Raw genomic sequence first — 15,672 nt, forward strand, 5'->3', positions numbered from 1 at the left:
AAAGTTGTTGACTAATATTGAGCCAAAACTATTTAATTGCTTCGTTAATATTGTCGAGACGGGGGAATCTTTAGAACAGGATTTTTACTATGAATCAGAAAAATCTTGCTGGTTGCACTTCGCAGCAGTCAAGCTAGGAGATGGTTTTTCCGTTACTATCCGTGATATTACCGCCCGCAAACAAATAGAATTGGCTCTCCAAGATGCCAATCAAAAATTAAACGAACTGGCAAATCTAGATGGTTTGACTCAGGTGGCTAACCGTCGCTGTTTCAACAATCGCCTTCAAAGTGAATGGCAACGCCTAGCGCCAGAAAAGCAGCCACTGTCTCTAATTTTATTTGACGTTGATATATTCAAATCCTACAACGACTACTACGGTCATCTGGCTGGGGATGATTGCTTAATTAGAATAGGGCAAACATTACAAAAAGTAGTCCGTCGTCCCACCGATTTAGCAGCGCGTTACGGTGGAGAAGAATTTGTGGTACTTCTGGCGAATACGGATTTAAAAGGAGGGATTAAGGTGGCACAAAACATTCAGCAAGGAATTCACGATCTGGCGATTCCCCATGCAGAGTCTGACGTGAAGGAGATCGTCACAGTCAGTTTGGGTATTGCCTCACTCATACCCACCTTGGAAGTTCAACCAGATACACTGGTAGCCGATGCAGACAAAGCTTTGTACCATGCTAAACAACAGGGGCGCGATCGCTGGAGTACAAGTTGTTGAAAAATCGGGGCGTTTTTTTGAGGAAGGGGGAATTATACCGTTAGACAAGATTTTTCGCCAGTTGTAATTCATCCTGGTTTTTTGTTGATAGTTAGATAGTCAAATTTTTGATAAGTAATACCAATTGGAAATAGTCTTGCTACAATTACCAATCTTATACAAATTATCTTTGATTTGCACAACCCCCCGCCGGACAAGGCAGTGCCGTTTCCCTACATACGATTGCCTATAATTTCTATGTAGCAATATTTTTCAGAAGTAGTATAACTCCACCTAAAAAAATATAAGACTGAAAAACTTGGTTGCTGTAGGGGCGTTGGATGGTGCGTGCGGGCCCTTCCGGGTTTCTAAACACCTTAAAAGTTTTACCTTTAAATAGGTTGAGCTACTTAATGAAAGTTTGACATCTTCCTTCCGCTGAAGCTTCCGCAGATGGTTGAGATCCTGCGTTTGATCGCAGGATGGAAATAGGGTTTGCTGAAAGAGGAATAATACCAGTTTTAAAAAAAATTGCTACAATTCTCAATCTTATAAAAATTATTTTTCATGCGCCGATAACTTCGCCGGACACGGCAATACCGTTTCCCTACAGATGCTCGTCTCTAATTGATATGTATCAATATTTTTCATGATTAGTATAAGCTGTAGCTGGCGTTACAGATTAAGAGTGTAAATCCGAATTAAATATCTAAACCCGTGACTGCTAAATCTGGAGGATGTTCGACAACAAACTGATAATATAACTCTTGCTTTGCTTGCGGGGGCAGAGACATTATCCATTCTAGCAATCCCATTTCACCTGCTACTATCTTCGGATTAGTGAGAGTCGATCGCACTTTAATTTGTTCATTGCGGCTGACTGGCAATTGCTCTTTTAGTGTTAGGTGTACCTGCACCTGATGCAAGTTTGTCACATTTAAACGATAAGCGTAACTCATACGCCGCTGCTGGCCGATCAGTTTTTTATCTACTTGTCTTTCCACTAATTCCCGCTCTATTTTTAACCGTTCATCTATTCCTAAATTAACTTTATATTCTTGCCCGGGGGAAACATTTTCTAACTGCACAGTACCGACAAAAGTGTTGTCGCGAAAGATATTTGCTTTACCGGGAAGCAGAGTTGCGCCTGTCAGCGGATTCACAACAACTGCTTGCAAATAGGCAAAACTGACTAATCGCGGGACGGCTATATATTCAGGTTTAAACGGATAATTTTCGCTGAAAATCGTCACTTTGTGCGGTGTACCGTCGCTGGGAATATTAGTATTTCCCCCTACTTGAAATGAGACGGTGCCACCTTCTTTAGATACTTGTGCGATCGCTGTTGTCGCGTCTATCGGTTCGGGTGCGCCAGCAGCACCGCCCATAGCCATCATTGGCAATGGTACCTCGTCTTCCATCTCTAATTCCATAAAGTCTATTGCCATTTCTGCTTTCTCAGTCTGTCGGCTGCGTTTCATCAAAACTTCTCGGTTTTGAGCAGATTTTGGGTGAACAATATCGATAAACCAGGGTTGGAGTTTTGGTGGCAAAGTTCCCATTCCGGGTTTTGCTGTAGATAAAGTCAGCGCTACTCCCGTCCAATCTTCGCCTGTATTTTGATTGACTTCGGCTAGGTAATTGAGATTAATTTGGTTGTTAGTAGTGTTAACTCGCAAGTCGTAAAGGGGAGTCCAACGAGCTCGCATTACTACATAGGAAACTTCTAGTTCAAAATTGCCGCTGCCGCTGGCTTCTATGGCGACAATGATGTTAAAACTTTGCTGGGAATGGGGAGTGTGTACTTGCCACAACTGCTGCTGCAAAGCTTCTATTTGCTTGTCTAATTCGTGCTGTTGTCTTTCGTGATGAGCGATCGCACTTACGTATTTTAGGTAATGGGTTCCTAAAAAGTTGAGCAATTCGCCTGTTTCGTTTAAACCTACCTGCTGTTTGGCGACGCTGCTGGAAAAGAAACCGACGCTTTTTTCGCTCAAACCTTCAACAAATTTGAGCTGAATTTTTCTGGCGGTTATTTTGTCGTTAATTGCCCGTTTTTGGGTTTCTAATTCTTGGATTTGTTGGGTTAATTCGGCGGTGCGATCGTCCACAGGTTCACTGTTAAACACTGTTTCGCTGCGCACTCCCAAAAGTCGCACAGCAACTGTACCCGCACCCGTAGCCCTGACTGACTCTGTGTCGAGGGTTGCGGGGAGAGAGGCGATCGCCAATTCTCGCTCGTTTCCCGTCAAAGCCACGGTGCCGCGGCGCGTCACCAGCGCGCGATCGGTGTAAACTGTAACTTCTGATATGCTACTATCTAGTGTTTTGATGGTATCAGAATTAAGGATTTCTGAGTCAGTCATTGCCAGTTGCTCCTATTTAATAACCGTTTAGTCGATCGAGCATTGTTCAAAGTAGTTTATCGATCAATTTTCCCGATCGCCCATTCCTCTAGAAAACTCCTCAAGCGCATCCAAAGGCGAAGCAAACAATATGCAGCGTTGAAGCAAAGACAAGTCTAACTCCGGCAGTATTTCACTGCTAGCAATGCGATCGTAACCTTCATCTTGCAGATGGTAAAGCTCTAGAGTGCCATCTTCCCAAAACCAGACTTCCGGGACTCCCATCAGTCGGTATTTCTGAAGCTTAATCGGACTACCGCTAGTGATAACAATCTCAATACATAAATCTGGAACATCTTTAATAGTTCCGGAACAATAAGACAAATCTGTCTGATACTCGACTCGATCTTCGACAATCCGACTATAAGTACCGCTGGGAAAAAATACAATTCTTCTTTGCAGAAAATACTGTCCCATTAGCAAGCCCATCAAACACATAATTGCTTCATGCAACCTTCCAGTACCACAATTTCTAAAACTCCATCGCAATAAAATAAGCGTACATTCGGCACGTCTTCAAAACCAGCTTGAATGGTCTTGAATCGATGCCATGTAAAACCGCGCCAAGTGAAACGTTGTTCGACTGCGGGAGAAGTGGTTGGATTGTCTGCAGTTTGAAGCATGATTGTTTTATTGATGTTCAAAATGGTAGCGCGGGAGTGGGCGGGTTTACGAGTTTACGAAATCCTTATTTTTAGGAATTGATAATTGGTAAAACCCGCCCCGACGGTTAATTTTAGCTCACTGGCTCGATTCCTGCCAAATCCAAAATTTGAGGAATTAAATCTTCTCGTTTGACGGCCATCATGTGAACTCCTTGACAAATCTGCCGCGCTAGCTTGACTTGTTCGGCCGCAATTTTTATGCCTTCCTGTAATGGTTCTGGAGCTTTAGCCAAACGGTCGATCGTCTCTTGCGGAATATGAACTCCCGGCACGTATTTTTTAATAAATTCAGCATTTTTAGCTGATTTAAATAGAAAAATTCCTGCTAAAATGGGTTTGTTGCAGCCAGCAGCAATATTGTGCATAAACTTATCTAAAAGTTCAAAGTCTGTAATTAATTGACTTTGAAAAAACTGTGCTCCTGCTTCTAATTTTTTCTCAAATCGACTTTGCAAACCAGACAAACTGGGGCATTGCGGATCGACGGCAGCACCGACAAATAAATCGGTAACTCCGTCTGTTAAAGGTTTGTCATTCCAGTCTTGGCCGCCGTTCATTTTTTGAATAACTTGCAACAGCCGAACTGATTCCAAATCGAATACACTTTTTGCTTTAGGATGGTCGCCCGCTTTGACGGGATCGCCTGTAAGTGCTAATACATTGCGAATGCCTAAAGCGTGGGCTCCCATGAGATCCGCTTGCAAGCCAATTAGATTGCGATCGCGACAAGCAACTTGACAAATTGGCTCAATTCCGTGCTGCACTAAAATCGCCGAAACTGCTAGGGGGCACATTCGCAAGACTGCGCGACTCCCGTCTGTGACATTAATTGCATGAACTCTGTTTTTGAGGCGTTCAGCCATTTGAATTGTGTGAGTTATGTCGCCGCCTTTTGGCGGGGCAACTTCGGCAGTAATTATAAATTCTCCGGGGGTGGTGCAGGCTGTGCGCAAACGGTTCATGATTATTTGTCTGTTATTGGTTATTTGTTATTTGAGAGTTGACAGTTGACAGTTGGCAGTTGTTAGTGGGCAGTTGGCAGTTGTCATTCTTAACCAGTAACCAATAACAACTCACAACTAACAACTAAACAGGTAAAGAATAACCGAAAGCTGTCTTAACCTTAGTTAGTGTTTGATTAGCAATAGCTTCTGCTTGTTCTCTTCCGCGACGCAGTACAGACTCTAAATATCCCGGATCGTCCATGATTTCCTTGTATTTATCCTGAATTGGTTTGAGAGCACTAATTGTAGTCTCTGTCAGCAAGGGTTTAAAATCTCCCCAACCCATGTTTTCACACTCTGTTGCTACTTCTTCCTTAGATTTGCCGGAAAGCAGGAGATAAAGTGTCAGCAAATTTCTAGCTTCGGGGCGATCGGGGTCGTCAAAAGTCAAACCCCGCACGGCATCTGTTTTGCAGCGCTTGATTTTTTTGGCGATCGTATCTGGCGAATCCAATAAATTAATTCGACTTTGTTCGGAAGGGTCAGATTTCGACATTTTGCGCGTGCCGTCAGTCAAACTCATCACCCTCGCACCGTCAGTCCGAATTAACGGTTCGGGAAGTTTCAATACTGGCTTTTCGGGTGTGCCGAATTGGTGATTTAATCTGATGACTATATCGCGGGTGAGTTCCAAATGCTGTTTTTGGTCTTCTCCCACTGGCACTTGGTCGGCATCGTAAAGCAAAATGTCTGCTGCCATTAACACGGGATAATTTAGCAAACCGGCGTTGACATTTTCGCCTTGTTTAACTGCTTTTTCTTTAAACTGAATCATATCTTCGAGCCAGTTAATCGGCGTAATACAGTTGAGCAACCATGCTAGTTCTGTGTGCGCCGAGACGTGGGATTGCACGAAAATAGTAGAATATTCTAAATCGATGCCGCAAGCTAAATAGAGTGCGGCGATCGTGTAAGTGTCGGAGGCTAGAGTTGCTGGATTGTGCGGTGCGGTAATTGCGTGCAAATCGACTACGCAGAAGTAATTTTCGTACTGACTTTGACCTTCTACCCAGTTGCGAATGGCACCGAGATAATTGCCGAGGTGAAGATTGCCGGTTGGCTGAACTCCCGAAAGAACGCGCTGTTTGCCCATGAGGAAAGAATAGAATTGAACTCACATTTCTATATTGACACGTTATTTCAATTTCAGAGCCTCTAATTTTCTGGCGGTTGACTGTTGACTGTTGACTGTTGACTGCTGACTGTTGACTGCTGACAACTGACAACTGACAACTGACTAATTACCAATCTGTCAGCAACCTTGCTTTGCGCAAAACAAATGTCAGAACAGTTTCTTCGCCGGTAATAATATCGGCTCTGCCCTCCATTCCCGATTGAATCGAATACTGGCGGGGGACGTTGGCTTGGGGGGTTCCGAAGAATTGGCCGCTAGTAGATTTGAGTTTTGTTAAATAAGTTTGTTCGGGCTTAATTGCTACTTCGTAATAAGCTGTACCTAAATTATTAGTGGGATTTTGAGTGGCGATCGCATCTGGGGCGATTTCGCTGACAGTTCCTTTTAATGTACCGTAATCGGGGAAAGGCAAAGCCGAAATCCTGATCTGTACGGGTTGGCCGATTTGGATGCGGGCGATGTCTTGGGATGTCACCTTGGCTTTGACTACCAGGGGTACGTCGCTGGGGACGATTTGGGCGATCGCGCTGCCGGCTTGTACGGTTTGACCCGTATTTCGTACTTCCAATCTGAGAATTGTACCATCCGTGGGCGTGCGGATCACGCTATTTTCGAGTTTTAACTCAATTTGATTGAGTTCTTTTTTAGCTTGAATTAATTGTTGTTGAATGGACGATCGCTTGACTAGCAAAACCCGCCGACTTCTGCCCAGTCTTTCGGCGACATCCGGTAGCGAGGTGGCGAATTTTACTAAAGCTGATTCGATTAATTCCTGTTGGGCGGAACTTTCATTTTGGATGCTTTTAAATTGGGCGCTGGCCAAAATTTGATTTTCTAAGTCGCGCAGTTGCTGGTTGATTTGCTGTGCTGCTGTTTGAGACTGATTAATTATTTCTTGTAACTGCTTTTTTTGAGCGTCCAAACGCGAAGCGTCTACAACTGCGATCGCATCTCCTTCTTTTACTATCTGATTCTCGCTGACAGCAATGCTTTCGACGCTTCCTTCGGTGGCTGCTTGCACGACGCGCACTTCTCCGGCTGGACGGACGATCGCGTCTGCTTTGACTGTAGCGCTGTATTTGGTGACGCTAGCGAGGGCGATCGCCCCGCCAAAGGTCGCCACCATCAAAATGCCTCCCAAAGTCGTCCAGCGGCTGACAGGGGGCAAAAACTGGTCGTTATCAAAGGTTTCAGCGGGTGTGGCTTCGGGAGTGAGAGACATGGCGGCAAGGGGGAGAGGGGAATACTTTGGAGTTTGGAGTTTTGAGTTGGGGGAGAGGCAGAGATCGATCGCTTATTTCTTTTGTCACCTTTACGATCGGCTTTCCGGAAACCAAGAATAGGTTTAGAAGTCTAAATCAAAATTCACAGGGTCAATGTAAAAATCCGCACAGCTTTGGCGTCTCTACCCACAAACTTCGCCAAACATCAACAGGAGTGAAGCCAGCGGGCAAGACTTATGAAATTATGGCTTTTCAGCAATAAGTTTTGACGCTGTTACCGGGTTTTTCATATATCTGTAGGTAGTAAGTAAGTACATAGGTATTAATAGGAGTTCTTTATGTCAGAAAATCAACAACATTCACTCTTGACCGAACTAACCGATCTAGAATCTGCTACTGTCAGCGGTGGCAGCATTACCAGCGGTGTCAGCGGGGCTAACAGCAGCAGCCAGACCGATAACAGCAGCAGCAATAGCCTCAATATGCTGTTTTTCCTGCCGCCGCCTAGCCAGCTTTATCTGTACGATCCTCGCCGCGATCGCCCTTACAAAACCCTTGTGGTTTAGATAGCTGAGTCAGGTTGTGCGATCGGCTAAACTTTGAAAGTTTATCCGTAATATTCCGGAGAACGATCGGCATTTGAGAAATATAGATTAGTAGTTAAACGATACTAGAAAAATTCAATAGTTTCTAGTTTGTATTCACCCAATTTCATCAACCAAACGGAGTCTATCATGCAAAAAACTACAGACACCTCACTGTTTACTGAAGTCACCCCTGAAGAATCTGCGAGCGTCAACGGTGGCTACTATTATTCGACGAGATACAACTCCAACTGTTACCGTGCAACACGTCACATTGTGTACCGCCGGAATTGTGATGGTACTTTCAGAGCAGTAGCTCGCTACTGGTAAAGTTCAGTTCTGTCAATTCAGCTCGATCTATTGATGTGAATTAATAAAGCACCCATAAGTTTATGGGTGCTTTGTTCTGATTGGGTACTCGGTGAGGGGTAATGTTCATTAGGCTCTACTCATTATTCATTTTGCCAAATGTTAAAGAATATTCCTTTTATCCGAGAAATGCCTTTCTCCGGACGAGTAAATAGGTTGATGAAATATCAGGTTGTGCTCCAGCAGAGCGAAGAAGATTGCGGCGCGGCTTGTCTGGCTTCGATCGCCAAATTTTACGGACTAAATTTTACAATTAGCCGTTTGCGAGAATTTGTCGGCACTGGGCAACAAGGGACGACTTTACTGGGCTTGAAACAAGGTGCTGAGGCGATCGGCTTTAATGCTCGATCTGTGCGAGCGGCCGCTGCAATTTTAGACAAGCTCGATGATGCCCCTCTACCGATGATTATTCACTGGAACGGCTATCACTGGGTTGTTTTGTACGGCAAACAGGGCAACAAATATGCGATCGGCGATCCGGCTGTCGGTATGCGCTATGTTTCTAAAGCAGAATTAGCAGCAGCTTGGACAGATTGGCTGTGCTTGCTAGTAGAACCCGATCCGCAACGGTTTTTTGCCGCAGCAGACGGTCAACCCCCCGCCAATTCCTTACAAAAATGGATGCGCCGGATTGGGATTTACCGCCAGATTTTAATGGAAGCATTTTTGCTGAATGCAGTGTTGGGTTTGCTGTCGATTTCTTCGCCTTTTCTAGTTCAACTGCTCACCGACGACATCCTGGTGCGGGGCGACAGACAGCTCCTGGGGAGTGTGGCGATCGCAGTTATAGTTATGAACCTGTTTAGCAGCAGTTTAGGATTGGTACAGTCCAACTTAATTGCTCAGTTTTCCCAGCGTTTAGAGTTGGGATTAGTGATGGAATTCGCGCGCAAATTCCTGCGATTGCCTTTGAGTTTTTACGAAACCAGACGCAGCGGCGAAATCGTCAGTAGATTACAAGATATCCAAGAAATAAATAAATTAGTTTCTCAAGTCGCTATCAGCTTGCCCAGTCAATTTTTTATAGCTATAGTTTCTTTTATTTTTATGCTGTTTTACAGCAAGGAATTGACGCTGGCAGCTACAGTGATTGCTGTGTTAATGACTGCCTCTACAGTAGTGTTTCTGCCCGTTTTGCAGCACAAAACGCGCAGTTTATTTGTGCTGGAAGCAGAAACTCAAGGCGTTTTAGTAGAAACTTTTAAAGGCGCGCTGACTGTCAAAACTACTAGCAGTACCCAGGAACTTTGGGAAGAATTTCAAAGCCGCTTCGGCCGCTTAGCTAATCTCACTTTCCGCACTACGCAAATCGGCATTCTCAACAATATATTTTCCGGTTTTATTGCCTCGGCTGGCAGCATTACTCTGCTGTGGTTGGGCAGCGGTTTGGTGATTGACAAGGTATTGAGTATCGGTCAGTTGCTAGCGTTTATTAGCATGAATCAAAACGTTACTACTTGGGTTAATTCCTTAGTCGGATTTTCGGATGAAATGACTCGCGTCCAGACAGCAACTCAACGGCTTTCGGAAGTCATCGACGCTGAACCGGAAACTAAAAACGATAGTAATAAACCTTTTGTAACCATTCAGGACCGCGACGGTATTGTTTGCAAGGGTGTTAGTTTTCACTACCCCGGCAGACTTGACTTGCTGGAAAATTTTTCCGTCACGTTTCCCGGCGGTCAAGCAATTGCTTTGATCGGCTATTCCGGCTGCGGAAAAAGTACGCTAGCTAAAGTAATTGCTGGTCTGTATCCGCTGCAATCGGGTAATATTAGAATTGGCGGTTACAACTTGCAGGATTTGTCTCTTGACAGTCTGAGACAGCAGGTAGTATTGGTTCCTCAAGAAGCGCATTTTTGGAGCCGTTCGATTCTCGAAAATTTTCGTTTGGGAAGTCCAGAAATTAGCTTTGAACAGATTGTGAAAGCGTGTAAGATTGCGGGTGCGGATGAATTTATCAGCCAATTACCTGATAAATATCAAACAGTTTTAGGGGAGTTTGGAGCGAATATTTCTGGCGGACAAAGACAGAGATTGGCGATCGCCCGCGCCATTCTCAACAACCCGCCCGTATTGATTTTAGACGAATCTACCGCAGGGCTTGACCCCGCAAGCGAAGCGGAAGTCTTAGAAAATTTATTGATGTACCGGCACGGGAAAACGACGATTTTTATCAGCCACAGACCGCGAGTGATCGATCGCGCCGATTGGATTATCATGTTAGAGCGCGGCAGGTTGAAACTGCAAGGATCGGCTGCAAAATTGCGATCGATTCCCGGAGATCATTTAGAGTTTTTGGAACCTTGAAAACTTGTAGGGTGCGTCAGCATATAATCTCTCAATTTATAGATTAAATAATCCTAACTCCCTAGGGACACGGCATTGCCGTGTCCCTACAAAGGCTTGGTTAATGTACCCGGCAAACTAGGGCGATCGCCTCTTGATTTTCTAGCACCAAACCGTACTCCAAACCTTCAACAACTGCCTGACAAGAAGCATCCAAAATATTACCAGAAACCCCGACAGTTGTCCAGCGGTCTTGACCGTTACTAAACTCAGCCAAGACGCGAGTTTTAGCAGAAGTTCCCGCACCGCCGTCAAGAATCCGTACCTTGTAATCTGTCAAGTAAAAATGGGCGATGGCGGGATAAAAGTTCACTAAAGCTTTCCGCAAAGCCGCATCCAAAGCCGAAACCGGGCCGTTTCCTTCCGCAGCTTCCAAAATATTTGTCCCGTTTACTGACAATTTCACTGTTGCCAAAGCCATACAGTCTTCGCCAACCTTATCGCAGTGGACTTGAAATCCCTTAATTTCAAACCACGGCGGCCGTTGTTCCAAGGCTTCCCGCATTAACAATTCAAAAGACGCCTCAGCACCCTCAAATTGATATCCCTGGCTTTCCAAATCTTTCAATTTTTCCAGAATTTGGCGGCAAGCAGGATTTTTGCGATCGAGTTCAATGCCAAAAGTCCGAGCCTTCGCCAAAACATTGCTCAAACCAGCTTGATCGGAAATCACAATGCGGCGACAGTTGCCGATTTTTTCTGGTTCCAAGTGTTCGTAAGTCAGCGGATTTTTCTCAACCGCCGATACGTGAATTCCGCCCTTGTGAGCAAAAGCGGAAAGGCCGACAAAAGGAGCACGGTCATCGGGAGCAAGATTGACAATTTCGCTAACCGATCGACTTACTTGAGTTAATCTAACTAATTGCTCGTCTTGAATGCAATCATAACCCAACTTGAGCTGAAAATTAGGAATCAACGAACATAAATTAGCATTGCCGCAGCGTTCGCCGTAACCGTTAATAGTTCCCTGTACCATCGTCACTCCTTCCCGCACAGCAGCCAAAGCATTAGCAACCGCAACTCCCGAGTCGTTGTGAGTGTGAACTCCTAACTGTAAAGATTTTTCGCGATTGGTTCCTAAAGCTTCTAGAACCTCGCGAACAACCTGACTAATTTCGTGAGGCAAAGTACCGCCGTTAGTATCGCAAAGCACCAGCCATTCTGCACCGGCATCCGCCGCCACTTCTAAAGTTTTAATAGCATAATCTCGATTGTGCTTGTAGCCGTCAAACCAGTGTTCGGCATCGTAAATAACGCGCCTTCCCTGACTCCGCAAATATTCAATTGTATCTCGAATCATTGCCAGATTTTCTTCTAGCGTCGTCTTCAAACTTTCAATAACGTGCAAATCCCACGACTTACCAAACAGTGTCACCCAGCGAGTACCGGCGGACAAAATAGCCTGCAACATTTCATCATTGGCTGCTGTTGTTCCCGGCCGCCTTGTCGAACAAAAAGCTACAACTTCTGCTTGAGTTAGGGGCTGTTCTTTGAGCCGCCAAAAAAATTGTACGTCTTTAGGATTCGCCCCCGGCCAGCCGCCTTCAATAAAGGGAATTCCTAAAGTGTCTAATTGCCGAGCAATTCGCAGTTTATCTTCGAGAGATAAGCAGAGTCCCTCGCACTGAGCACCGTCTCGCAGCGTGGTATCGTAGATCCAGAGCCGATTTGTCATGGGAAATTGCGATCGATAAATTGGTAATATATCACTTACTATATTAGATGGATTTATTTGAAATTAATGCGATAATATATATGAAAATTAACATAAATCTAACAGGGGTAAATTACTGTGGTCAAGGTACAAGCGCAAGGAAAAACATTTGAGTGCGATCGCGGAGCCAATCTCCGTGAAGTTTTGCTCAAAAACGACATCGATCTCTACAACGGCAACGCCAAAGTTATCAACTGCCACGGCCTCGGCACTTGCGGCACCTGCGCTGTCACCGTCGAAGGCGAAGTTTCCGAGTCTCAGTGGCGCGAAAAAGCCCGACTTTCGGTTCCTCCCCATTCTTCCGCCTCCAACCGCCGCTTGTCCTGCCAAACCAAGGTTTTAGGCGATATTAAGGTGACAAAATATGACGGTTTCTGGGGCCAGGGTTCTGAAACTGTCTGGAAACCCCAAGCATAGATTTTTTGTTAAGGAAGGCAGATAGGACGATCGCCTTGCAAGATAATATGTAAGACTTGCGCAAGAATTCTAACTCTAAGGTGCACACTCGGCACCTTACCATAAAGAAAGCCGAGAGGTCAAAAAAGCCAGAAAGTCCATATAAAAGTCAATGAATTCATCTAAAGATATTCTGATTATTGGCGGCGGAATAATCGGTCTTTCGCTAGCAGTTGAACTGAAATTGCGAGGGGCATCTGTCGCTGTTCTCACAGCCGATTCTAAACAACCGACCGCCCGGGCTGCCGCTGGAATGCTTGCCCCACAAGCCGAACGAATTCCTCCCAGTCCGATGCTGGATTTGTGCTTGCAAAGCCGCGCACTGTATGCCGCCTGGGTGGAACGGCTAGAAGATATTACCGGATTGAAAACGGGATATTGGCGATCGGGGATTCTCGCGCCCGTGTGTCAAAATGAGCCTCAAGAAAAGCCGCTTTTGTCAAACCTTAATTATCAATGGTTGGACAGAGATGCTGTTCACCAGCACCAGTTTGGATTGGGTCAAGAAGTAATGGGCGGTTGGTGGTATCCTGATGACGCTCAAGTTGACAACCGCGCTTTATTTCGGACGCTTCAAGTTGCAAGTAAAGAATTAAAAATTGATATTATTCAAGGCAGTGCCGAGGAAATTATTCGGCAGGAAAACCGAGTTTGTAGAGTGGAAACAACGGCAGGAAAATTACAAGCTGACCGTTATATTTTGGCGGCAGGTGCTTGGTCTGAGAAATTATTGAATATTCCTGTTTATCCAATAAAGGGGCAAATGCTGTCAGTATGCGTACCAGAAAATAGTGGAGTGATGCAGCCGCTGCAAACAGTTTTATTCGGGACTGGCATTTATATTGTGCCGCGTCAAGATGGCAGAATTATTATAGGCGCAACTAGCGAAAATGTAGATTTTACGCCTGGAAATACGCCTGCGGGAATGCAAAGTTTGCTAGCAGGAGCTATTAAGTTATATCCAGAATTACAAAATTATCCGATTCTGGAGTTTTGGTGGGGATTTCGGCCGGCTACTCCTGATGAGTTGCCGATTATGGGTGCTAGTGCTTGGGAGAATTTGACGCTGGCTGCGGGGCATTACCGCAATGGCATTTTGTTGGCTCCGGTGACGGCTAAATTGTTGGCTGATTTAATTTGCAATCAGAAATCCGATCCGTTATTGGCTGCTTTTAATTATTCGAGGTTTGGATCTTCAGAACTTACTTGAACCTCGCTATGTAGGGTGCGCAGTGCGCACCTTACCGCTGTAAGTAGCGCGTCCCACCATTTTTTTGCCTTAGTCCTGATTAGTTCGCATCCTGTTTTTTGGGTTGGTTCAATTCCCTGCATTTAGCGGCAGCCAAATAGTAAGCATTTTGGTAATCGCTACCGCCTAACATCAAATCGCCGTAATATTCATAAGGTTGATTGCCATAAACTGGCAGCGGGTCGTCTTCAGGATAATCTTCTTTTGATTCTTCTAGGATTGCTTTGAGTTTCTTGACGCTGAAGCGCTGTACAGGGAAGTAATGAATGTCTTGAGCGATTAAACCGAGATGGGGAAAGGTTGGGTCAACAATTCGCTCGTCGAGTTCAATCCAGCTATACTCAATGGGTTTATACGGTGCTCCGGGCACAGCTAAAAATCCTTGAACATAAATTGCCCCCTCGGTAGCTAATGCTGCTTTACAAGCGTTGTCAAAGCAGTTTTTACGGTTGCTTTTGATGCGCGCCGCTATTTCAATAGAAAGCGTCTCATCTAATAGTTCGGTCATAATCCCTTTTAGTCGCGTGTGCGATTAGATTGTAGCAAGTTAGAGCTCCGAGCACAAAAACGATCGCCAGCAAGTGCGATTATTTCTCAAATTCCCGTCTTCAGGAGTAGATACAGAATCAAGCAAAAAGTTGTGGATGTTTTGTCAGCTTTGGTTTCCAGGGCGGGCTGTTTGTCGATCGCCCCTATAGCCCGCAAATCACAAGTTTTCGGGAGTAGCCCAACTTTTGAACCTGCGATCGAGTTGGGGGTAGAACCCGCAACGGTAAAGTGTGCCACAGACGATACAAGCAACAATACTGGCTTAGATTACCGAACGCCGATCGTGCAACCAACCAATCATATTAATGCCTTCCGGTGCAGCGATTTGTTCGGCTGCTGGCACGCTTCACAGTTTTTTCTGCAAACAAACCAGAGTTGTGATAACCTCATAAATGTGCAAAAATCGGTTCCAACGAAAAAAAACCGTTGGAAGAAACGGCGAAAGTCCGGCGTAGATCCGGCGCTGTCCCGCAAATGTGATGAGATTATACAGTCTCTTAGTCAGAATGCCCGCCGATATCCCAAACCTGTTCTTTTTCGTCTAAGAGGCATAGATGATCGTTAATTCAGCATTCTCAAAATTAATGTATTATGGCGAGCGGTCTATTCACTTAGAAAGATATTGATTAGATTTCACTTATTCCTGATAGATTTTTAGTCAAGTAATAGTTTATTCATGACTATGAAGACTAGGCTATCGTCCACCAATTGCTAAGCTAATCAGCATTTAAGTTGCACATCAACAAATAATTAAACCATGAGTATGCCATTGCCCCGACGCCGCCCCAAATATACAATTTAAATGTGCAATATCTGAATTATTTCACTGTAGTTTGGCGCTACTTTTTGCAAATAATACCCTGTAATGGTCTCAACTCAGTTTCAGTATATTTTCGCTGTCAATACGGTTCCGCATCACTTGCAATTCCTAACTGAATTATCGCTAACAGATTATCTGTAACGACCGTCAAGAGAGGCATCCGCTATCTCAATTTTGCTTGAAATCATTGCGACCTACAATCCCACCCAATAAATTATTATTCTGCTAATAGGTCACGGTTAAATAGAAATCGATTTACTGCAACGATTAGCAATTACTCTTGCCGTTTGTTATGAGCAAGTACGTCAACGTTGGGCTGAATTTCAGCTTTGCGACATAACTCAAAGCTGGGGGGGTGACAAATATAGCTAGGAACCTTGCCGGAGCAAGGTTGCAGCTCTGAGACCACGTTGATAAAAGTGACGCTTATTACGAGTT

At 44.8% G+C, this 15,672-nt stretch carries 14 protein-coding genes and 1 riboswitch; of the genes, 5 read left to right on the forward strand and 9 right to left on the reverse strand.

Annotation, left to right across the window (positions count from 1 at the left end; genetic code table 11):
• On the forward strand, nucleotides 1-733 hold a 733-nt coding region (locus E5S67_RS28070), incomplete at its 5' end, for a diguanylate cyclase (RefSeq protein WP_172192196.1).
• Between the two features lie 680 nt (nucleotides 734-1,413).
• Here the strand turns inward: E5S67_RS28070 and E5S67_RS28075 are convergent.
• The 6 genes from E5S67_RS28075 to E5S67_RS28095 form a co-directional block, all read right to left on the reverse strand.
• Nucleotides 1,414-3,078, reverse strand: coding sequence for a mucoidy inhibitor MuiA family protein (locus E5S67_RS28075; RefSeq protein ID WP_172192198.1), 1,665 nt, complete (start codon nucleotides 3,076-3,078; stop codon nucleotides 1,414-1,416).
• A 63-nt stretch (nucleotides 3,079-3,141) separates the two neighbouring features.
• The gene (locus E5S67_RS28080) at nucleotides 3,142-3,534 is read right to left on the reverse strand and encodes a Uma2 family endonuclease (RefSeq protein WP_246277013.1); all 393 of its coding nucleotides are present in this window, start codon (nucleotides 3,532-3,534) and stop codon (nucleotides 3,142-3,144) included.
• 11 nt (nucleotides 3,535-3,545) lie between these two features.
• Nucleotides 3,546-3,740 (reverse strand): hypothetical protein, encoded by a 195-nt coding sequence (locus tag E5S67_RS33695; RefSeq protein WP_246277014.1) that lies wholly within the window; start codon nucleotides 3,738-3,740, stop codon nucleotides 3,546-3,548.
• A 113-nt stretch (nucleotides 3,741-3,853) separates the two neighbouring features.
• The gene (locus E5S67_RS28085; protein ID WP_172192200.1) at nucleotides 3,854-4,744 is read right to left on the reverse strand and encodes a methylenetetrahydrofolate reductase; all 891 of its coding nucleotides are present in this window, start codon (nucleotides 4,742-4,744) and stop codon (nucleotides 3,854-3,856) included.
• A gap of 124 nt (nucleotides 4,745-4,868) precedes the next feature.
• Entirely contained in the window at nucleotides 4,869-5,879 is a 1,011-nt protein-coding gene (trpS, locus tag E5S67_RS28090; RefSeq protein ID WP_172192202.1) for a tryptophan--tRNA ligase, read from the reverse strand.
• A 148-nt stretch (nucleotides 5,880-6,027) separates the two neighbouring features.
• Complete coding sequence (locus E5S67_RS28095) at nucleotides 6,028-7,143, reverse strand: HlyD family secretion protein (RefSeq protein ID WP_172192204.1); 1,116 nt, start codon at nucleotides 7,141-7,143, stop codon at nucleotides 6,028-6,030.
• Between the two features lie 339 nt (nucleotides 7,144-7,482).
• Here E5S67_RS28095 and E5S67_RS28100 point away from each other — a divergent pair, with 339 nt between their 5' ends.
• Together E5S67_RS28100 and E5S67_RS28105 are read left to right on the forward strand one after the other, a co-directional pair.
• Complete coding sequence (locus tag E5S67_RS28100) at nucleotides 7,483-7,710, forward strand: secretion protein HlyD (protein ID WP_172192206.1); 228 nt, start codon at nucleotides 7,483-7,485, stop codon at nucleotides 7,708-7,710.
• Nucleotides 7,711-8,196: 486 nt separating this feature from the next.
• Complete coding sequence (locus tag E5S67_RS28105; protein ID WP_172192208.1) at nucleotides 8,197-10,407, forward strand: peptidase domain-containing ABC transporter; 2,211 nt, start codon at nucleotides 8,197-8,199, stop codon at nucleotides 10,405-10,407.
• Nucleotides 10,408-10,507: 100 nt separating this feature from the next.
• On the opposite strand, the gene cimA is transcribed toward E5S67_RS28105, so the two are convergent.
• Nucleotides 10,508-12,121, reverse strand: a complete 1,614-nt coding sequence (gene cimA / locus E5S67_RS28110; RefSeq protein WP_172192210.1) for a citramalate synthase — start codon at nucleotides 12,119-12,121, stop codon at nucleotides 10,508-10,510.
• 117 nt (nucleotides 12,122-12,238) lie between these two features.
• Between cimA and E5S67_RS28115 the strand changes: the two genes are divergently transcribed.
• Entirely contained in the window at nucleotides 12,239-12,577 is a 339-nt protein-coding gene (locus E5S67_RS28115; RefSeq protein ID WP_172192212.1) for a 2Fe-2S iron-sulfur cluster-binding protein, read from the forward strand.
• Nucleotides 12,578-12,728: 151 nt separating this feature from the next.
• The gene (gene thiO, locus E5S67_RS28120) at nucleotides 12,729-13,826 is read left to right on the forward strand and encodes a glycine oxidase ThiO (RefSeq protein WP_172192214.1); all 1,098 of its coding nucleotides are present in this window, start codon (nucleotides 12,729-12,731) and stop codon (nucleotides 13,824-13,826) included.
• Between the two features lie 79 nt (nucleotides 13,827-13,905).
• Here the strand turns inward: thiO and E5S67_RS28125 are convergent, their stop codons facing one another.
• Together E5S67_RS28125 and E5S67_RS28130 are read right to left on the reverse strand one after the other, a co-directional pair.
• A complete protein-coding gene (locus E5S67_RS28125) occupies nucleotides 13,906-14,373 on the reverse strand; it encodes a hypothetical protein (protein WP_172192216.1) in 468 nt (155 codons plus the stop codon).
• An 86-nt stretch (nucleotides 14,374-14,459) separates the two neighbouring features.
• Nucleotides 14,460-14,651, reverse strand: coding sequence for a hypothetical protein (locus tag E5S67_RS28130; RefSeq protein WP_172192218.1), 192 nt, complete (start codon nucleotides 14,649-14,651; stop codon nucleotides 14,460-14,462).
• A 150-nt stretch (nucleotides 14,652-14,801) separates the two neighbouring features.
• Nucleotides 14,802-14,946: riboswitch (cobalamin riboswitch) on the forward strand.
• Nucleotides 14,947-15,672 lie beyond the last annotated feature (726 nt).

This window comes from Microcoleus asticus IPMA8, assembly GCF_013179805.1.
In the GTDB taxonomy this organism is placed as follows: Bacteria; Cyanobacteriota; Cyanobacteriia; order Cyanobacteriales; family Microcoleaceae; genus Microcoleus; species Microcoleus asticus.

Excerpts from the sequence above, each read along its gene's own strand:
- E5S67_RS28105 (WP_172192208.1), top strand. The coding sequence starts at position 8,197 with ATGTTAAAGAATATTCCTTTTATCCGAGAAATGCCTTTCTCCGGACGA.
- cimA (WP_172192210.1), bottom strand. The coding sequence starts at position 12,121 with ATGACAAATCGGCTCTGGATCTACGATACCACGCTGCGAGACGGTGCT.
- trpS (WP_172192202.1), bottom strand. The coding sequence starts at position 5,879 with ATGGGCAAACAGCGCGTTCTTTCGGGAGTTCAGCCAACCGGCAATCTT.
- E5S67_RS28100 (WP_172192206.1), top strand. The coding sequence starts at position 7,483 with ATGTCAGAAAATCAACAACATTCACTCTTGACCGAACTAACCGATCTA.
- E5S67_RS28095 (WP_172192204.1), bottom strand. The coding sequence starts at position 7,143 with ATGTCTCTCACTCCCGAAGCCACACCCGCTGAAACCTTTGATAACGAC.
- E5S67_RS28085 (WP_172192200.1), bottom strand. The coding sequence starts at position 4,744 with ATGAACCGTTTGCGCACAGCCTGCACCACCCCCGGAGAATTTATAATT.
- E5S67_RS33695 (WP_246277014.1), bottom strand. The coding sequence starts at position 3,740 with ATGCTTCAAACTGCAGACAATCCAACCACTTCTCCCGCAGTCGAACAA.
- thiO (WP_172192214.1), top strand. The coding sequence starts at position 12,729 with ATGAATTCATCTAAAGATATTCTGATTATTGGCGGCGGAATAATCGGT.
- E5S67_RS28125 (WP_172192216.1), bottom strand. The coding sequence starts at position 14,373 with ATGACCGAACTATTAGATGAGACGCTTTCTATTGAAATAGCGGCGCGC.
- E5S67_RS28075 (WP_172192198.1), bottom strand. The coding sequence starts at position 3,078 with ATGACTGACTCAGAAATCCTTAATTCTGATACCATCAAAACACTAGAT.
- E5S67_RS28080 (WP_246277013.1), bottom strand. The coding sequence starts at position 3,534 with ATGGGACAGTATTTTCTGCAAAGAAGAATTGTATTTTTTCCCAGCGGT.